The organism is Paractinoplanes abujensis, from assembly GCF_014204895.1.
Lineage (GTDB): Bacteria > Actinomycetota > Actinomycetes > Mycobacteriales > Micromonosporaceae > Actinoplanes > Actinoplanes abujensis.
Window position 1 is genome coordinate 8,983,155 of the sequence record NZ_JACHMF010000001.1, and the last position, 17,340, is coordinate 9,000,494.

Sequence of the window (17,340 nt, forward strand, 5' to 3'; positions counted from 1 at the left end):
CATGTTCGGCGGCGGTTTCGGGGGCTTCAACGTCGGTGGCCGGCCCACCGTCGGCGCGGCCGGGCGCAAGGGCAACGGCTTGCCGTTCGCGGGCATCCCCGACGACCTGCGCGAAGGCGTGGCCCGGCTGGAGGCGCGCGAACCCGACCACGGCGACCCGCGCGTCCCGTTCGATCCGGTGCACGACGCCGGTCCGCGGATCTCGATGAGCCGCCTGCTGATCGGGCGCCCCGGACTGCTGGCCGCCGCGTCGCTGGCCATCGGAGTCGAGACGCTGCTCCTGCAGGCCGGGCCCTACCTCGTCCAGGTGGGCATCGACCACGGCATCGCGGCCGGCAACCTGCGCGTGCTCATCGTCGCCACGGCCTGTTTCGTCGCGGCCGTGCTGCTGACCGGGGTGGCCACCGCCGTACGGATGCGCAAGAGCGGCCTGCTCGCCGCGGCCGCCACCCGTGACCTGCGCATCCGCATCTTCGCCCACCTGCAGCGGATGTCGCTCGACTACTACACGCGCGAGAAGGCCGGCGTCACGATGACCCGGATGACCTCCGACGTGGAGTCGTTGCAGAGCCTGCTGCAGGACGGTTTCGCCCAGTTCCTCATCCAAGGTCTGACGATGGTGGTCGTCACCGGGCTGCTGTTCCACTACAACGCCTACCTGGCCATGATCACGCTGGTGCTGGTCGTGCCGCCGCTGACGATCGCGTCGCTGTGGTTCCGGCACGCGGCCGACAAGGGCTACAACCGCCAGCGCGACGCCATTGCCACCATGTTCGCCGACCTTTCCGAGAGCCTCAACGGCGTACGGGTGGTGATCGCGCACAACCGGCAGGAACGCAACGTCGTCGCGCACCGCGAGGTCGTGGGCAGCTACCGCGACGCCAACGACTGGACCGGCCGGATCAACGCGATCTACGGCCCCGGCACGTCGGTGATCGGCCTGATCGCGATGGCCGTGCTGCTGTTCATCGGCGGCCGCATGGTGCTGCGCGGCGACCTGACGATCGGCGAGCTGACCGCCTTCGTGCTCTACATCAACTCGTTCTTCCAGCCCGTGCAGCAGCTGGTGCAGCTCTACACGCAGTACCAGCAGGGCAAGGCGGCCATCGGCAAGATCCGCGGCTTGTTGTCCTCCGCGCCCACGGTGGTCTCCGCCCGCGACGCAGTCGTGCTGCCACCCGTGCGCGGCCGCATCGTCTTCGACGACGTGACCTTCGAATATCTGCCCGGCCAGCCGGTCCTGTCCGGTGTCACCCTGGACATCGCACCCGGCGAGACCGTGGCCTGCGTGGGCCCGACCGGCGCCGGCAAGTCGACGCTGGCCAAGCTGGTGACCCGCTTCTACGACCCGACCGCGGGCAGCATCTCCATCGACGGGCACGACCTGCGGTCCGTGACGCTGGAATCGCTGCGCACCCAGATCGGGGTCGTCCCGCAGGAGCCGTTCCTGTTCGCGGGCACGTTGCGCGACAACATCGCGTTCGCCCGCCCGTCCGCCACCGACGACGAGGTGTGGGCCGCCGTCGACGCCGTCGGCCTGCGCGACCTGGTGCAGCGGTCGCCGGAAGGGCTCGACACGCCGCTGCACGAGCGGGGTCAGTCGGTGTCGTCGGGGGAGCGGCAGTTGCTGGCCCTGGCGCGAGCCTTCCTGGCCGAACCGCGGGTGGTCGTGCTCGACGAGGCCACCTCCAGCCTCGACCTGCGCTCGGAACTACGCGTCGAGGCGGCGCTGGACGCGCTGCTCCAGGGTCGTACGGCAATTCTCGTCGCCCATCGCTTGTCGACGGCGATGCGAGCCGACCGCATCATCGTGGTCGACGACCACCACATCGTCGAAACCGGCAGCCACGACGAACTGGTGGCGGCCGGGGGTCACTACGCGGCGATGTTCGAGACGTGGGCCGCCCACTCCTGACCGCCGCTGCCTCAACGGGGCGAGCCGGCTGTGCACTCCGGACCCCCGCCTCGGCACGGTGAACCGGCCGTGCACTCCGCAGCGCCGGCCTCAGCGCGGTGAGCTGGCCGCGACGAAGGCGGCGACCTGGCGCGACGTGGACTCCCGGGGCCACGCGATCACGAGTGTGGCCGGGGCGGCGTCCGTGATCGGCCGGCAGACCACGCCCGGCGGCAGCCGATCACGGATCGACTCCGGGAGCACCGCGACCATCCGTCCGAGCAGGATGAGCTGCATCAGCTGGTCCACGTCGCTGATCGGATGACCGGTCACGCCGGGGCGGGCCTCCGGCCAGCGGGGCAGCGTCTCGCCGCTCAGGTCGGCCATCGACACCGTGGCCCGGCCGGCCAGCCGATGGCTCTCCGGCAGCACCACGACCTGCCCCTGGGTGTGCAGGTCGTCGCAGTCGAGGCCGGTCAGGTCATTCTGCGGCCGGTGCAGCAGCGCCAGGTCGGCGCGGCCGTCGCGAACCATCTGGGCCCGTTCGCCGGCGCTGAAGGCGAGCTCGACCGGGACCGCGTCCGGGGTGGCCGCGTAGCGGTCGAGAATCGATCGCAACAGTCCGGCGTCACCGCCCGGTTTGAGCGCCAGCACCAGGCGCCGGGTCGTCGCGGCGGCCCGCTGCGTACGCAGTACCGCCGCGGCCGCCGCCGCCAGCGCACCCCGGCCCTCGGCCAGCAGCACTTCGCCGGCGGTGGTCAGGCGCACCTCGCGACTCGTGCGTTCCAGCAGCGTGACCCCGATCCGCCGTTCGAGCAGCCGGATGGCCCGGGACAGCGGCGGCTGGGCCATGTTGAGCCGGCGGGCGGCCCGCCCGAAGTGCAGCTCCTCGGCCACCGCCACGAAGTAGCGAAGCTCCCGGTTCTCGATGTCCATACCTTCAGGGTATCGATCGAGATCGGGGCGGTCCTGGTCCGCGACGCCGGGTGGTGGTCGTCTGGAGACATGACTGACGATGCGGTAATCGCGCTGGTGACCGGGGCGAACAAGGGGATCGGGCGGGCCGTCGCGGACCGGTTCGCCGAGCTCGGGATGACGGTGCTGGTCGGCGCCCGCGATCCGGGGAAGGGCGCCGAGGCGGCCGCCGAGATCCGCGCGGCGGGCGGCGAGGCGCACCCGATCGGTCTGGACGTGACGGACCAGCGCGGCCTGACCGAGGCGGCCGCGAAGATCGGCGACCGGTTCGGCCGCCTGGACGTAGTGGTCAACAACGCCGGCGTCTCCGGCCGGTTCGCGGCCCAGACGCCCGGCTCGGCGGAGCTCGACGAGGTCCGGGCGGTGTTCGAGACCAACCTGTTCGGCGTCATCGCGGTGACCGAGGCGATGCTGCCGTTGCTGCGCCGCTCGACCGCCGCGCGGATCGTGAACGTGTCGAGCGGTACCTCGTCGATGACCTGGACGAACGACGCCACCCACTATCTGAGCCGGATGCCGGGAGCGGTGGGCTATCCGGTGTCGAAGGCCGCCCTGAACATGCTCACGGTGCAGTACGCGAAGGCCCTGTCCCGCGACGGGATCCTGGTCAACGCGGTCGCGCCCGGCGCCTGCGACACCGACTTCGCCCAGGGCCTGCCGTTCACGCTGACCCGGACCGCGGCTGAGGGCGCGGCGATCGTCGTGCGGCTGGCCACGCTGGGCCGGGAGTGCCCGACCGGTGGGTTCTTCGACGACAACGGCACGGTGCCGTGGTGAGTGTTTCGAGTCTCGGGGCGCGCATTCCCGACGGATCTGGTAGGCAGGGATAGACCAACGACACTGCCTGTCATTTCTCGGAGGATCAATGCGGATTCGGCCGATCCTTGGCGCGACATCATTGACCGCGGCCCTGCTGGTGGCGCCGTCGCCGGCCCACGCAGGTGGCGGCGGGGGTCACGCGCCCGTGCTGGGCCCCACCGCGACCGGCTACGGCGGCGCCGTCTCCACGGTCGACCCCACAGCCACCGCCGTCGGCCTCGACATCCTGCGACGCGGGGGCAACGCGGTCGACGCGGCCGTCGCCGCCGCGGCCACGCTCGGCGTGACCGAGCCGTTCTCGGCCGGCATCGGTGGTGGCGGCTTCTTCGTCTACTACGACGCCCGCAAGCGCAGCGTCTCCACGATCGACGGTCGTGAGACCGGCCCGGCCACGATGAAGGAGACGCACTTCATCGACCCGGCCGACAACACGCCGTACGAGTTCGCCGAGGCGCGCGTCTCCGGCCTCTCGGTGGGCGCCCCGGGCACGCTCGCCACCTGGCAGGCGGCCGCCCGCAAGTGGGGCACGAAGTCGCTGCCGAGCCTGCTCGAGCCGGCCGCCCGCGTGGCCGACAAGGGTTTCCCGGTCGACGCCACGTTCCGCCAGCAGATCGCCGACAACGCCGCCGCGTTCGGGCAGTTCGACGCGACCAAAGCGCTCTACCTGCCCGGTGGCGCCCCGCCCGCGGTGGGCTCGACGCAGCGCAACCCCGACCTCGCGGCCACATACCGGCTCATCGCCAAGCAGGGCATCGACGTGCTCTACGAGGGGGCCGTGGCCCGCGACATCGTGAAGACGGTCCAGAACCCGCTGGTCTCCAGCAACCCCGCCGGCACCTGGGCCTACCCGATTCGTCCGGGCACGCTCACCCGATCCGACCTGGCGAACTACAAGCTGAGATTCCCGGCCCCGACCACGTCGAAGTTCCGCGATCTGACCGTCTACGGCATGAACACCCCGTCCAGCGGTGGCGTGGCGGTCAGCGAGGCCCTCAACATCCTCGAGACGGCCGGCCTCTCCAAGGCGGACGTCACCAAGGCGCTGCATTACTACCTCGAGGCCTCGGCGCTGAGCTTCGCGGACCGCAACCGTTACGTGGGGGCGTACACGAAGAACTCGGTCGTGAAAAAGCTGGTGTCCGACGGCTGGGCCCAGCAGCGTGCGTGCCAGATCAAGCCGGGCGCGGCGCTGACCAAGCCCGTCCCGCCGGGTGACATCAACGCCACCGGGTGCACCCCCGCCACCGTGGGCGGCCCCACCGAGCAGGGGCAGAGCACCACCAACCTGACGGTCGCCGACCGCTGGGGCAACATCGTCGAATACACGTTCACGATCGAGCAGACCGGCGGCAACGCCATGGTCGTGCCCGGTCGCGGCTTCCTGCTCAACAACGAGCTGACCGATTTCAACTTCACCAACACGCAGGCCCCCGCGGCCGACCCGAACCTGCCCGGCCCCGGCAAGCGGCCGCGCAGCTCGATGTCGCCGACGATCGTGCTGCAGGACGGCCGGCCGTTCCTGGCGCTCGGTTCCCCCGGCGGCGCGACGATCATCACGACGGTCCTGCAGATCCTGCTCAACCGGGTGGTGCTGGGCCAGTCCCTGCCCGACGCGATGGCCGCTCCCCGGGCCTCGCAGCGCAACACCGCGGGCATCCAGGCCGAACCCGCCTTCCGTGCGACCTACGGCCCGGCACTGACCGCGCTGGGCCACACGTTCGGCCCCGACGTGCCCGAGCTCGGCGCGGCCACCGCGATCGAGTTCACCCGGGGCGGCGGTTTCATCGCCTCGGCCGAGCCGGTCCGCCGCGGCGGCGGCGCGGCCGGAGTGGTCCACCCTCGCTGATCGGCAATTTCCCGGAGCCCGTCCGCCTCATCCAGGCGCGGCGGGCTCCGTTTTGTCGTCACAGCAGGGCGCGCAGCCGCCCGGCGAAACCTTCGGGGTCGGACAGGTGGGTGAACGCGTGGTCGGCGGCCGGGCCCGAGTGGCCCGCGGTGCCGGCGACGGCGAGCCGGCGGGTGGGTGGTTGCGCGGTCCAGCCCGCGTATGCCCTCAGCAACCCCGGGTCGCGCCGGGGCTCGGCGAACGGGCGGTAGTGCTCGGGGACCGCGGCCAGCCCGGCCGACGCGACCAGGTCGTCGACTGTGGCCGGCAGGTTGTCGTCCGGTTCGTCCAAGGTGAGCAGGCAGTGGGTCGCGTACGCGTCGGCGAACGCGATCGCCAGCCACGCCGACGTACCGTGCCCGACGACGATCGGCGCCCGGTGCAGTTGCAGGTCGTGCACGAGCGCGGCCAGGTCGGCGGCGATCCGTTCCAGGCTGTAGTCGGTGCGAGGCGGGCACTGGCCGTGGCCGGGCAGGTCGGGGGCGATCACCGTGCAGTCGCCGGCCAGTTCGGCGGCGACCGGCCACCACATCGTGCGGTCGAAGAGGAGGCCGTGCAGCAGGACGACGGGCCGCCCGAACTCGCCCCAGCGGTCGTACACGAGACGGTTCAGCGGGCTGTTGGTGGCGTGGGTCGAACGGCGCGGAGGCTGGGGGCGCATACGACGGATCCTTGTTCCTTCCGGGCAGGAAAGCGGGCAGGCTGCGGGCGCGGCAGGGCCCGGTCGCTATACCCGGAGGACCGAACTTGAAGCTTCCCCGCCGCGGCCGCCCCCGCCTGCGATGACAACGAGATCGACGAGCGCCGGGGCGTGGCCGCGGGCCGGGACGATCGCACCGCCCGTGAGGTCGGCGGCCGGTCGCAGCCGCGGGGCCGGTGCGGAAGTCTGCTCGGTGCCGGTGTGTTGCTCGGGTGACGTCTCGACGGCGGCCGAGGTGGGGGAGCCGACAGCGGCGGCGAACGGCACCGCGCCCAGGGTCAGCAGCATCAGCAGGACCGCGAGCAGCCCGGCGCGTCGGCGTCGGGCGGCAATCATGGCGCCAGCCTACGTCGGCCCGCCCGTCCGGGCCCACCAACCGGCGCGGACATAGGTCATCATCGTGGTCGTGACATGCGAGCGGTGCGGGGCCCGGCTGGATCGTCCGGGGCAGGGACACACCTGCCGTACGGCCTACACCGTGCCCGAAGGGCTGCCGGTCGGCTGGCAGGTGCTCACGGGGGTCGTGGTTCTGCTGGCCCTGATGCTGGGCCTGACGTCGATCGCGCACACGATCACCCGGTTCCAGGCCGTGCAGGCGGGTGATGCCGCCCTGGCCGGCGTCTCGTTCCTGATCAGCGTGGTCTGGCTGGTCCTGGCGCTCGTGGTGTTCGGCTGTCACCTGGCCTGGAGCCGCGGCACCCGCCGGCTGGCCGACCGGTACGGCGACGAGTCCGGCTGGTACGTCCGCCCGCGCACCGTGGCCGGCCTCTACCTGACTTTGCTGTTCTTCAGCGGTTTCGTCCTGTGCGCGGCGGGCGGCCGGCTGGGCGTGGCCGTCGTCCTCGGCGGCGCCGCCGAGTTCCTGGTGATCGCGTTTCTGACCATGGCCGTGCCGGCGGGCTGGTTCCGGCTGCACCGGCTGGCCGCCGATTCGGCCACCCAGACGTACGGGGCCGCGACCGCCCCGATCCCGCCGAGCCGTTACCAGTTCGAGTGGCCGGCCACCGACCTGCCGGAAGCCGGCCCGCCCGCCGTCGGGGCGCCGATCGAGGAGCGGCCCCGCGGTCTCGGCCCGCACCGCGCCCCGTTGAACGCCGTCGCCACGGAGGCCGACTGGAACCCGCACCACTGGGACCCCGAGGAGCAGCCCCCGCGACCCTAAAGGCGGAATTTCCCGGTTTCGCGGGCGGCAATCGCTTAGGAGCACAACGGTTGCGACGATCCTCTCGATGTACATGCAGGTCAGCGCGTCGGGGGGCGTTCGTCATGAGGGTGGTCAGAGCCACGGCACTGGCGGGGATCGTGGCCGGGGCGATGCTGTGTCCGGCCGCCGCGAGCGCCGCGCCGGTGCCCGCGCTGCCCAGCCTGGTGGCTTATGTGCGTAACGGCGACATCTATGTCAGCCAGGGCTCGGCCGAGAAGCGCCTCACCACCGGGGGTAATCAGGCCCGTCCGCGCTGGTCGCCCGACGGCAAGTCGATCGCCTACCTCAAGGCCGGTTACCTGTGGGTGATGAAGGCCGACGGCACCGGTCAGCGCCGTCTCACCACCCGCGCCGCGGCCGGCCCCTCGTGGTCGCCGGACGGGAAGTCGATCGCCTTCGCCTCCCTGTCCTGCACGGGCGGCCCGGGCGTCTACCGGATCGCGGCCGCGGGCCGGGCGACGCCCGAGGTGCTGTTCCCCCGCGACTGCCGCAGCGAGGACCTGCCCGCCGAGCCGGCCCCGGTGACCTCCCGCGCGGGCTCGCTGCAGGAGCGGCTGAGCACCGACGACGCCGTGGCCTGGTCGCCCGACGGCACGCGGATCGCGTTCCGCGGCGGCGACTGCGACTCCGTCTACGACGCCTGCCTGAGCGTGGGCACCGTGGCCACCGGGGGCGAGCAGACCGTGGCCGCGTACGGCGGGGGCAGCCTGCAGACCAGCGGTTTCGCCGTGGTGCCGAGCTGGCGTACGGACGGGGCGAAGCTGGCCTGGACCGCGTACCAGCGGGGTGAGACCAAGGCCGACGACCAGCCGCTGCACGTGGTCGAGTACGACACGAGGACCCGGGCCAAGCGCACCGTCGGCGGCACCGGAGACCGCGAGATGGCCTACCTGTCGACGAGCCGGGCGGTCGTCACCGGGCAGTACAAGAGCGGCTCCTGGGTCGTGGTCGTCGACCTGGTGAAGAACAAGCGGGCGCCGTTCCGTGAGGGTTCCCAGCCCAGTGTGCAGCCGGTGCGCTAAGCGGACGGCCGGGGTTGCCGAAGGGGAGTGAAACGGGAGGAACCGCATGAGCATCTCCGGGCTGGGCACCGCCCGCACCCCCCAACCGCCTCTGACGCCGGTCCACCGGACCGCCCGTACGGAGAAGCCGGCCGAGCGCGCCGACGCGGTGCTGACCGGCCGCGACCGTGAGCTGATTTTCCAGGTCACCGGTGAGCGCGACGCGGCCAAGCAGTCGGCCACCGCGTTCGCCATGATCCTGTCCGCCGAGCGCGCTGCGGGCCGGCTCGCCCCCGGTCAGGAGGCCGGCGCGCTCTACCTCAAGGACCTCAGCCGTCGCTACGAGCGGACGGGCGGGCCCAACCCGGTGGCCGCGTTCCTGCCCAAGGCGCTGGCCTACCTGGGCGAGGGCGGCGCGAACCGGATCGACGTGTCGGCGTAGAAAGTAGGCGTGCACCCGCCGATCCGTACGTTCCATCCCCGTCGTGGCCGCATGAGCGCCCGCCACGAGGACGCCCACGCCGCCCTGTGGCCGACCCACGGCCTCTTGATCTCCGACGGCGACCGCACGCCGCTCGATCTGGACGAGCTGTTCGGGCGCGACAACCCCAAGGTGCTCGAGATCGGCTTCGGCATGGGCGACACCCTGGCCGCGACCGCACAGGCCGACCCGGGCCGGGACTACCTGGGCATCGAGGTGCACACGCCGGGCATCGGCAACCTCCTGGCCCTCATTCAAGATCAAGACCTTTCCCACGTACGGGTGGCGCGCGGCGATGCCCTGCATTTGCTGCACCGCCTGGCTCCCGGCTGCCTCGACGCCATCCACATCTTCTTCCCCGACCCCTGGCCCAAGGCCCGCCACCACAAGCGCCGCCTGATCCAGCCCGCGAACGTGGCCCTGCTACGCGACCGGCTGCGCCCGGGCGGCATCCTGCACTGCGCAACCGACTGGCCCGACTACGCCGAGGCCATGGCCGAGACGCTCGACGCCGACCCCGGCCTGGAGGCGGTCGACCGCGACCGGGCGGGGCGGCCCGAGACGAAGTTCGAGCGTCGCGGGGCCGGGGCGGGCCGGCCGATCACGGATCTGCGCTACCGGCGTCGCTGAACCACTCACCAGTCGCCCGCACTGCCGGCCCGCCCCGCTTCTGCCGCTGGCCGCTCGTCGCCGCCGCCGCGCTGCTGTCGACCCGTCAGCATCTGCGCGCTCCGCCACCTCCTACCGTCCGTCCGGCCGCCGCTGCCCGACCGCTACACCCCCGCCCGCCCGTTACCGGCCGCCCGCTACACCCGCGCGCCCGTTCCCGGCCGCCCGCTACACCCGCGCGCCCGTTCCCGGCCGCCCGCGGCGATTCACCGGCCGGCTCGTGGTCGCCTTGACCCGTACCTGGTGATTTGGGGCTTTGAAGCAATTAGCGCCTTATAGGCTGGACGGGTGGCTGAGCGGCGAGACGACCCCGGCCGCGAAGCCTGGCCGGGTGGCCTCGACGAGAACCTGCTGCACGAGGTGGCCGAGCTGCACCCGGCCTCGCTCGACGGCGGCGGCGCCGACGAGCTGGCCGCACTGCTGGCCCGCGCCGCGCACGCGCCCGTCGGGGTGATCCACCTCGTACGGGGTGACACCCTGCACCTGTACGGCAGCCACGGCCTGGCTGAGCCCTGGAACACGCCGGAAGGCCCGCTCGAGGGGTCGCTGGCCTCGCTCGTCCTGCGCGACAACGCCCCACTCGTGATCAACGACCTCACCGGTTCCGTGATCGCCGGCCGCCGGGGAGCCTATCTGGGCCATCCCGTACGCGATGAGAACGGCGCGGTGCTGGCGGTGTGCTGCGCAGCCGACGCCGAACCCCGCCAGTGGACGCCCGAGAACATCGCCTCGGTGGCCTCGGCCGCCCACGTCGCCGGTCTGGTGCTGACCGAGCAGCTGGCCCGCTACGAGCTGGCCCGGCAGCGCAGCTTCCTCGACGCGGTGCTGGACAGCCTGCACGACGGCGTCATCGCCTGCGACGAGCAGGGCCGCATCGTCTTCGTCAACGAGCGGATGCGCCGGTTGTGGGGCGAGACCGGGCACCCCGGCGAAGGCTGGCTGGAAGGGCTCAGCGACCCCGAGGGCAACCCGCTGCGCCGCGACGACCTGGGCCTGTTCCGCGCGCTCAAGGGCGACCACCTGGTCGACAGCGAGGTCGTGCTGAACGCCCCCGACCGCCGCCGGCACTACCTGATCGACGCCCACCCGATCCCCGGGCCGGGCGGCCGCACAGCCGGGGCGGTGCAGGCCGTGCAGGACGTGACCCGCCGCAAACGGGTCGAGCGGTTCCGCACCTGCGAACTGGCCGTCACCACGGCCCTGGCCGACGCGCCGAGCATCGAGGCGGCCGGCCCGCGCGTGCTGGAGGCCGTGGTCAGCACCCTGGAGTGGGTGCACGCCGAGTTGTGGCTGGTCGACGAGCCGGCCGCGGTGGTGCGTTCGGCCGCCCGGTGGAGTGCGGCGGGCCCGCGGTCCGACATCGAGGTGCCGGCCGACCTCCCGTACGGGGTGGGTCTGGCCGGACGCGCCTGGCAGGTGGGCAAGCCCCTGTGGATCCGTGACGTGGGCCGCCCGCAGAGCCTGATCTCACCGGAGACGGCCGCGTCGGCCGACCTGCACACCGCGCTGGCGGTGCCCGTACGGGAAGGCTTCGAGACCCTCGGCGTGCTGACCGTCTTCGCCGACTCGATCGAGGACCCCGAGGACGAACTGCTGGCCCTGATGTCGGGTATCGCCGCACACATCGGGCAGTTCGTCGAGAAGCACCGCGTCGAGGATCTGCAACGTCAGCTGATCCGCAGCAAGAACGAATACCTGGCGCTGGTCGGGCACGAGCTGCGCACGCCGCTCACGTCGATCAGCGCCTACACCGAGCTGCTGCGCGAGGCCGACGAGAAGAGCCTGGTCGCCGACGGGCCGCGGCTGCTCGAGGTGATCGAACGCAACACCAACCAGCTGCGCGACATCATCAACGAGCTGATGGAGCTGTCCGCCCTGGACACCGGGCACGCCGACATCCAGCTCCTGCCGATGGACCTGGCCGAGGTCGTCCGCGACTCGGTGACCAAGATCCGGGCTGCCGTGGCCGGGGCCCCTCTGGTGATCAACGACGAGCTGCCGGACCAGCTGGTGCTGCCCGGCGACCGCAAACGGCTGCGGCAGGTGGTGGACAACCTGCTGGGGAACGCGGTCAAGTACAGCCCGGACGGCGGAAAGATCGGCGTGACGCTGCGCGCCGCGGGCCGGGCCGCCGAGCTGGCTGTCTCGGACACCGGGCTGGGCGTCTCCAACGACGAGCGGGAGAAGCTGTTCACCGGGCTCTACCGCACGTCGCGGGCGCGCGACTCGGCCATCCCGGGCACCGGGCTGGGCATGACGCTGAGCCGTGCGGTTGTCAGCAAGCACCACGGCAGCATCGAACTGCTGGCCCACGACGGGCCGGGCACCACTGTTCTCGTGCGGCTGCCCATGGAAGCCCGTTGACGACTTCTTATCAGTTGTAACTCTGGTCACACGCTGATCAGCGGGCGAGGATGAGCTGCATGACCCGGTGGACTCCTGACCCGACGTTCTATCCCACCCCGCGTGACGCGGCGGGCGCCCCGGCCGAGCAGCTGGCCTACGTGGCCGCCTTCGACCGCACCGCGCAGCAGCCCGACGCGATCGCCGTCATCGACACCGAACCGTCCTCCGACACGTACGGCCGGGTCGTGGGCTGGACCGACCTGCCGCACACAGGCGACGAGCTGCACCACTTCGGATGGAACGCGTGCAGCAGCGCGCTCTGCCCGACCGCGCCCCACCCGCACGTCGAGCGGCGCTACCTGATCGTGCCCGGCCTGCGCTCGTCGCGCCTCTACGTGATCGACACCAAGGACGACCCGCGCGCGCCCCGGATCGTCAAGGAGATCTCACCCGAGGAGTTCGGCGCGTCCGGCTACTCGCGGCCGCACACCATCCACTGCGGACCCGACGGCATCTACGTGTCGGCCCTGGGCAACGCGACCGACGGCGGGGGCCCCGGTGGCATCGCCGTGCTCGACCACACGACCTTCGACGTACGGGGAAAATGGGAAGCCGACCGTGGGGACCAGTTCCTCGCATACGACTTCTGGTGGCACCTGACCCGTGACGTGCTGGTCACCTCGGAGTGGGGCACGCCCGACATGATCGAGGACGGGATCGACCCGGAGCTGCTCCTGGGCCGCAAATACGGTCACCGCCTGCACTTCTGGGACCTGACCAAACGCACGCTGGTGCAGACCGTCGACCTCGGTGACCAGTATCAGATGACCCTGGAGCTGCGGCCCGCCCACGACCCCACCCGCGAATACGGCTTCGTGGGTGTCGTGGTCAGCGTGGAGGACCTGTCCGCGTCGATCTGGCTGTGGCACCGCGTCAACGGTGAGTTCGCCGTCACCAAGGTGATCGACATCGCGGCCGAGCCCGCCGCCACCGAGGACCTGCCGCCCGCGCTGCAGCCCTTCGGGGCCGTGCCGCCGCTGGTCACCGACATCGACCTCTCCGTCGACGACAAATTCCTGTACGTGTCGTGCTGGGGCACGGGCGAACTCAAACAGTACGACGTGAGCGACCCGTTCCACCCCGTCGAAGTCGGCTCGGTGCACCTGGGCGGCATCGTCCGCCGCACACCGCACCCGTCCTTCCCCGACGAGCGCCTGGCCGGCGGCCCCCAGATGGTCGAGGTGTCACGCGACGGCCGGCGGGTCTACGTCACCAATTCCCTGTACGGCTCGTGGGACGACCAGTTCTACCCCGACGGCGTCGGCGCCTGGCTGGCCAAGATCGACGTGGCCGGCACCGGCGGTCTGACCCTGGACCCCCGGTTCTTCCCGCACGGCGACGAGTTCCGGGGCCGCCGCGTCCACCAGACCCGCCTGCAGGGCGGCGACGCCAGTTCCGACTCGTACTGCTTCCCCTCCGCATGACCTGGGGACAGATCGCCGCCCTGGCCGGGCTGGGGGCCTTCCACGGCCTCAACCCGGCCATGGGCTGGCTGTTCGCCGTGGCCCGGGGCATGCAGGAACGTTCCCGCCGGGTGCTGCTGACCTCGCTGCCCCCGATCGCCCTGGGCCACCTGGCCTCCGTGGCCATCGTGGCCGCCATCGTCTCCGCCACGTCCTCAGTGGTGGCGGCCAACATCGTCGGCATCGCGGGCGGCACAGTGCTGGTCGCCTTCGGCCTGTGGCGTCTGCTGTCCGAGCGCCACTTCCGCTGGGCCGGCATGCGCCTGTCGAACACCCAGCTCACCGGCTGGTCGTTCCTCATGTCCTCGGCCCACGGCGCCGGCCTGATGCTACTGCCCGTGCTCGCCGCCACCCCCGTGACCAGCGCCCACTCCGGCCACATGCCGCCGGCGGGCCTCGACGGCACCCCGCTGGCCGCCCTCGAAGGCGTGGCCGCAGCCGGCATCCACACGATCGCCATGTTCGCCGCCATGGCCCTGTGCGCGGTGCTGGTCTACGAATTCGTAGGCGTCACCATCCTGCGCCGAGCCTGGTTCAACGTGGACCGCCTGTGGGCCGCCGTGATGGTCGGCGCCGGCGCCCTGACGATCGCCCTGACCGCCTAACGTAGTCAGGCGTGACCGAGGTACGTCTGGAACCGATGACCGCCGACCAGTACAAGCCGTGGCGGGCCGACGCCGAGGCCCACTACACCCGAAGCGTCATCGCCACCGGCCGCACGCCGCAGGACGCAGCCCGCGAGGCCGCCGAGACATACACCCGCCTGCTGCCCGACGAGGCCGCCACCCCCGGCCACCACATCTGGCACGCCTACGACGGCAACCGCAGGATCGGTTTCCTCTGGGTCAAGGTCACCGATCAGGAGGCCTTCGTCTACAACGTGGCCGTCGAGCCCGGCCTGCGTCGTCAGGGCTACGGCCGTGCCATCATGCAGGCGGCCGAACGCTGGTGCCACGCCAACGCCATAACTCGCATCGGCTTACGCGTCTTCGCCCACAACACCGGGGCTCGCAGCCTCTACGAAGAACTGGGCTACGTCGAAACCAGCCGCAACATGGCCAAAGACCTGTAACACCGCCCCGGTGCCTCGAGCACAGCACGACGAGTTGCACCCGCCGCGGGCAGCCCGCGGCTCAGGTCTTCGGGGGCGCGTTCCAGTGAGTGAGCTCGCCGTCGATCTTCCGCTGATCCAGCTTCGCCTCGCGCCGGTCGGCGGTCCGGTCCCGTTCGTCGGCTCTTTCGTCGCGCATGTCCCCGGTCGACGCGCGTTGTTCCGCTTCGATGTCCCGCTGGTCCGCGTGGCGCTGCCGGTCGTCGGCCGCGGTTTCCCTTCAAGCCGCGAGCCCTTCCCGCTCCTCCAGTGCGGTCAGACGGCTGTCGTGGTCCGGCACGGGGTCAGGTCAGGCGTGCTCCCGTCGCGGCGGAACCGCGAAGCGGGTTCCTCCGATGTGTCGCCGCAGCGCCGGGTTCTGTCGGGTCGGCTTCCGGTGGGGCTCGGCGGTCCGGCCCGGCGTTCCGCAGGCGTCCTGCTCGGCCGGCTGTCGATCCCGGGCGACGCCCCGCCCGCCGTCGGGGCGTCGCCGGTGCGAACGTCAGGCGGCCGGCGTGCTCCACATGGCGGTGAAGGCGGCCGCCTCCCCGGCCAGCCACGTCTCGATGTCGGTGGGCTTGGTCGCCGGGTCGAGGCGGTGGACCTGACCCCGGCGCAGGTCGACCAGGACGGGGTCGGCGTTGGGCAGGATCTGGTCCATGTGGCGGGCCATCAGGTGCAGCATGGCCGTTGTCAGCTCGGGCGAGGGCGGGGCCTCGTCGAAGTGCAGACGGACCGCCTCGCGGCGGCCGTCCTCGTACTTCAGGCCGAAGTGGGGGTTGATCTTCACGACCAGCGGGCCCACCGAGGCCAGGGCGTCGCGGGTCTGGGCCAGGCCGACCTGGGCGGGGTCGCCCAGTGATGCCAAGTACGTCTTGGCGCCGGCGCTGACCGACTCGTAGAGCGGCTTCCACCTGTCTTTGACCAGGTCGACCACGCCGGACAGGTAGCTGCCGCCGGTGCGGAACGCGATGTCGGCCTTGAGCGCCTTGACGAGCTGGCCGTGCGGGTTGAAGCCGGACCGGCGCTCGCGGGCGCGACGCAGGCCGCCGACGAATGTGGCCTTGGCCGGGCCGGTGCGGGTCACGTACCGGGTGAAGCCGAGCATGGTCGCGTAGGGCGGGATGACGGGCACGGGGTTGGTCGAGGGAACACTCAGGACGGACGCGGTCACGTCGATCTCCTAACTGGCCACAACACGATCCGAGGCGCGTTTGACACGCCGAAGATCAGCAGCTCACAGGCCCTTTTCGTACATACATTCTAATCGACGGGTACGACATTCCCAAGTGCGCGGCCGCGTACCCTGCGAGGCTGACGAGCGGAGATCACATGCCCCTGACGAACCCCTGGCTCGCCGAGCCGATGCCCGCCGGACGGCTGCCCCGGGAGCGCCTCGAGGAGCGCATCCTCAACCTGCTGTCGTCGCAGAACATGTGCGTGCTGGCGACCACCGGCCCCGGCGGCGCGCTGGCCACGCCGGTGCGCTACTCCTCGCTCGGCTTCGCGGTCATGTTCACCGCCGCGCCCCGTTCGCCCAAGGTGCGCAACCTCGAAGCCGACCCGCGTGTCTCGATCGGCGTCTTCGCCCCGTTGACCGGGCTGGCCGCCAGCCGCGGGGCGCAGGTTTTCGGCGAGGCCCGTGTCCTGCCGCCCGGCGACCCCGGGCGCGAGCGCTACTGGGCGGCGTTCCGCTGGGAGAACGAGCACGTCGAGCGGGGCCGCCCGCTCACCGAGCCACCCCGCGACACCCTGATCGTCGTCGAGGCCACCCGCATCGTCTACACCGAGCACTGGCTGCGCCGCGAGGGCTTCGCCGCGCGCCAGTTCTGGAGGGCCCACGTGGAGCAGAGACAAGACCCGATCAAAATTTCCCCGTACGACGTGAGCTGGCCCGACGCCTTCGAGCAGCAGCGCTCGCGGGTCGAGGAGGCGCTGGCCCCGTGGCTGGCGGGCCCGGTGGAGCACATCGGCAGCACGTCCGTGCCGGGCCTGCCGGCCAAGCCCATCATCGACATGGCCGCGCGCGTCCCCTCGTACGGGGAAACGGGTGTGATCGAGGCGATGGCCGCCATCGGGTGGGTGCACGCCCCCGAACCGGGTGACGTCGCGGCCCGCAAGTGGTCGTTCTGCTTCCCGAGCATCGCGCGCCGCACCCACCACCTGCACGTCTACGAGACCGCGGCGTCCGCGTGGCCGCGGCTGCTGGCCTTCCGCGATCACCTGCGCGCACACCCGGAGGACGCCGCCGAGTACGCGCGGCTCAAGCTGTCGCTGGCCGAGGCCGATCCGGACGACCGTCCGCGCTACCGGGCCGGCAAGGCGCCGTTCATCGAGCGCCTGTCGTGACGGCGACCGTCCGCCCGCGGCGCGACGACGATCTGCCCGCCTGCGCCGACGCGTTGCGTCAGGTCCACACAGCCGATGCCTACCCCCTGAACTGGCCCGGCGATCCGCAGGCCTGGCTCACCCCGCACACGGCGGCGTGGGTGGCCGAGCAGGACGCCCTGATCGTCGGGCACGTGGCCGTCCTCGACGACGAGGTGACGCGGCTGTTCGTCGTCCCCGAGGCCCGCCGCCACGGCATCGCGGGCGCGCTGCTGGCCGAGGCCCGCGCCTGGGCCGCCCGCCACCACCGCGTGCTGACACTCACCGTGGTGGCCGCCGGCCGGTCCCCGGCGATCACGTTCTACGAGTCCACCGGTTGGCGTCACACCCGTACGACGGTCGCCGGCTGGTCCGCTCCGGACGGC

The 17,340-nt window shown here is 71.8% G+C and carries 15 protein-coding genes and 3 pseudogenes; 14 read left to right on the forward strand and 4 right to left on the reverse strand.

The genetic code is table 11. From position 1 onward, the window contains the following. Nucleotide 1 precedes the first annotated feature (1 nt). Nucleotides 2-1,915 (forward strand): ABC transporter ATP-binding protein, encoded by a 1,914-nt coding sequence (locus BKA14_RS41400; protein ID WP_221478631.1) that lies wholly within the window; start codon nucleotides 2-4, stop codon nucleotides 1,913-1,915. 90 nt (nucleotides 1,916-2,005) lie between these two features. Here the strand turns inward: BKA14_RS41400 and BKA14_RS41405 are convergent, their stop codons facing one another. Next, nucleotides 2,006-2,830 (reverse strand): LysR family transcriptional regulator, encoded by an 825-nt coding sequence (locus tag BKA14_RS41405; RefSeq protein ID WP_184956170.1) that lies wholly within the window; start codon nucleotides 2,828-2,830, stop codon nucleotides 2,006-2,008. A 69-nt stretch (nucleotides 2,831-2,899) separates the two neighbouring features. Between BKA14_RS41405 and BKA14_RS41410 the strand changes: the two genes are divergently transcribed. Then, a complete protein-coding gene (locus BKA14_RS41410) occupies nucleotides 2,900-3,646 on the forward strand; it encodes an SDR family NAD(P)-dependent oxidoreductase (RefSeq protein WP_184956171.1) in 747 nt (248 codons plus the stop codon). A gap of 88 nt (nucleotides 3,647-3,734) precedes the next feature. Continuing rightward, nucleotides 3,735-5,534: a gamma-glutamyltransferase gene (gene ggt / locus BKA14_RS41415; protein ID WP_184956172.1), complete on the forward strand. Its 1,800-nt coding sequence runs from the start codon at nucleotides 3,735-3,737 to the stop codon at nucleotides 5,532-5,534. A 58-nt stretch (nucleotides 5,535-5,592) separates the two neighbouring features. Here the strand turns inward: ggt and BKA14_RS41420 are convergent, their stop codons facing one another. Next, the gene (locus tag BKA14_RS41420) at nucleotides 5,593-6,234 is read right to left on the reverse strand and encodes an alpha/beta fold hydrolase (protein ID WP_184956173.1); all 642 of its coding nucleotides are present in this window, start codon (nucleotides 6,232-6,234) and stop codon (nucleotides 5,593-5,595) included. Nucleotides 6,235-6,300: 66 nt separating this feature from the next. Then, nucleotides 6,301-6,609, reverse strand: coding sequence for a hypothetical protein (locus tag BKA14_RS41425; protein ID WP_184956174.1), 309 nt, complete (start codon nucleotides 6,607-6,609; stop codon nucleotides 6,301-6,303). Between the two features lie 70 nt (nucleotides 6,610-6,679). Here BKA14_RS41425 and BKA14_RS41430 point away from each other — a divergent pair, with 70 nt between their 5' ends. From BKA14_RS41430 to BKA14_RS41465, 8 genes are all read left to right on the forward strand, one after another. Further along, nucleotides 6,680-7,435 carry a hypothetical protein gene (locus BKA14_RS41430; protein WP_184956175.1) on the forward strand — a complete coding sequence of 252 codons (756 nt, stop codon included), beginning with the start codon at nucleotides 6,680-6,682 and terminating at the stop codon, nucleotides 7,433-7,435. A gap of 104 nt (nucleotides 7,436-7,539) precedes the next feature. After that, complete coding sequence (locus BKA14_RS41435; RefSeq protein ID WP_184956176.1) at nucleotides 7,540-8,499, forward strand: TolB family protein; 960 nt, start codon at nucleotides 7,540-7,542, stop codon at nucleotides 8,497-8,499. 46 nt (nucleotides 8,500-8,545) lie between these two features. Next, a complete protein-coding gene (locus BKA14_RS41440) occupies nucleotides 8,546-8,920 on the forward strand; it encodes a hypothetical protein (RefSeq protein ID WP_184956177.1) in 375 nt (124 codons plus the stop codon). 51 nt (nucleotides 8,921-8,971) lie between these two features. Further along, the gene (trmB, locus tag BKA14_RS41445; RefSeq protein WP_221477433.1) at nucleotides 8,972-9,589 is read left to right on the forward strand and encodes a tRNA (guanosine(46)-N7)-methyltransferase TrmB; all 618 of its coding nucleotides are present in this window, start codon (nucleotides 8,972-8,974) and stop codon (nucleotides 9,587-9,589) included. 327 nt (nucleotides 9,590-9,916) lie between these two features. Then, nucleotides 9,917-11,992 carry a sensor histidine kinase gene (locus BKA14_RS41450; RefSeq protein WP_184956179.1) on the forward strand — a complete coding sequence of 692 codons (2,076 nt, stop codon included), beginning with the start codon at nucleotides 9,917-9,919 and terminating at the stop codon, nucleotides 11,990-11,992. 59 nt (nucleotides 11,993-12,051) lie between these two features. Next, on the forward strand, nucleotides 12,052-13,458 hold the full coding sequence (locus BKA14_RS41455; protein WP_184956180.1) for a selenium-binding protein SBP56-related protein: 1,407 nt from the start codon (nucleotides 12,052-12,054) through the stop codon (nucleotides 13,456-13,458). After that, nucleotides 13,455-14,102, forward strand: coding sequence for a hypothetical protein (locus tag BKA14_RS41460; protein ID WP_184956181.1), 648 nt, complete (start codon nucleotides 13,455-13,457; stop codon nucleotides 14,100-14,102). The genes BKA14_RS41455 and BKA14_RS41460 overlap by 4 nt, the downstream gene beginning before the upstream one ends. An 11-nt stretch (nucleotides 14,103-14,113) precedes the next feature. Then, nucleotides 14,114-14,569 (forward strand): GNAT family N-acetyltransferase, encoded by a 456-nt coding sequence (locus BKA14_RS41465; RefSeq protein WP_184956182.1) that lies wholly within the window; start codon nucleotides 14,114-14,116, stop codon nucleotides 14,567-14,569. A 520-nt stretch (nucleotides 14,570-15,089) separates the two neighbouring features. Here BKA14_RS41465 and BKA14_RS41470 read toward each other — a convergent pair. Next, nucleotides 15,090-15,695: a hypothetical protein gene (locus BKA14_RS41470; protein ID WP_184957263.1), complete on the reverse strand. Its 606-nt coding sequence runs from the start codon at nucleotides 15,693-15,695 to the stop codon at nucleotides 15,090-15,092. Between the two features lie 224 nt (nucleotides 15,696-15,919). On the opposite strand from BKA14_RS41470, the pseudogene BKA14_RS44780 reads away from it, so the two are divergent. From BKA14_RS44780 to BKA14_RS45765, 3 pseudogenes are all read left to right on the forward strand, one after another. Then, a pseudogene (locus BKA14_RS44780) lies at nucleotides 15,920-16,423 on the forward strand (pyridoxamine 5'-phosphate oxidase family protein); the annotation flags it as partial. A gap of 36 nt (nucleotides 16,424-16,459) precedes the next feature. Next, nucleotides 16,460-16,936 (forward strand): annotated as a pseudogene (locus BKA14_RS41480) (GrpB family protein); the annotation flags it as partial. Beyond that, nucleotides 16,933-17,295: pseudogene (locus BKA14_RS45765) on the forward strand (GNAT family N-acetyltransferase); the annotation flags it as partial. The pseudogenes BKA14_RS41480 and BKA14_RS45765, both read left to right, overlap by 4 nt. Between the last annotated feature and the right edge of the window lie 45 nt (nucleotides 17,296-17,340).

Excerpts from the sequence above, each read along its gene's own strand:
- BKA14_RS41400 (WP_221478631.1), top strand. The coding sequence starts at position 2 with ATGTTCGGCGGCGGTTTCGGGGGCTTCAACGTCGGTGGCCGGCCCACC.
- BKA14_RS41405 (WP_184956170.1), bottom strand. The coding sequence starts at position 2,830 with ATGGACATCGAGAACCGGGAGCTTCGCTACTTCGTGGCGGTGGCCGAG.
- BKA14_RS41410 (WP_184956171.1), top strand. The coding sequence starts at position 2,900 with ATGACTGACGATGCGGTAATCGCGCTGGTGACCGGGGCGAACAAGGGG.
- ggt (WP_184956172.1), top strand. The coding sequence starts at position 3,735 with ATGCGGATTCGGCCGATCCTTGGCGCGACATCATTGACCGCGGCCCTG.
- BKA14_RS41420 (WP_184956173.1), bottom strand. The coding sequence starts at position 6,234 with ATGCGCCCCCAGCCTCCGCGCCGTTCGACCCACGCCACCAACAGCCCG.
- BKA14_RS41425 (WP_184956174.1), bottom strand. The coding sequence starts at position 6,609 with ATGATTGCCGCCCGACGCCGACGCGCCGGGCTGCTCGCGGTCCTGCTG.
- BKA14_RS41435 (WP_184956176.1), top strand. The coding sequence starts at position 7,540 with ATGAGGGTGGTCAGAGCCACGGCACTGGCGGGGATCGTGGCCGGGGCG.
- BKA14_RS41440 (WP_184956177.1), top strand. The coding sequence starts at position 8,546 with ATGAGCATCTCCGGGCTGGGCACCGCCCGCACCCCCCAACCGCCTCTG.
- trmB (WP_221477433.1), top strand. The coding sequence starts at position 8,972 with ATGAGCGCCCGCCACGAGGACGCCCACGCCGCCCTGTGGCCGACCCAC.
- BKA14_RS41455 (WP_184956180.1), top strand. The coding sequence starts at position 12,052 with ATGACCCGGTGGACTCCTGACCCGACGTTCTATCCCACCCCGCGTGAC.
- BKA14_RS41460 (WP_184956181.1), top strand. The coding sequence starts at position 13,455 with ATGACCTGGGGACAGATCGCCGCCCTGGCCGGGCTGGGGGCCTTCCAC.
- BKA14_RS41470 (WP_184957263.1), bottom strand. The coding sequence starts at position 15,695 with ATGCTCGGCTTCACCCGGTACGTGACCCGCACCGGCCCGGCCAAGGCC.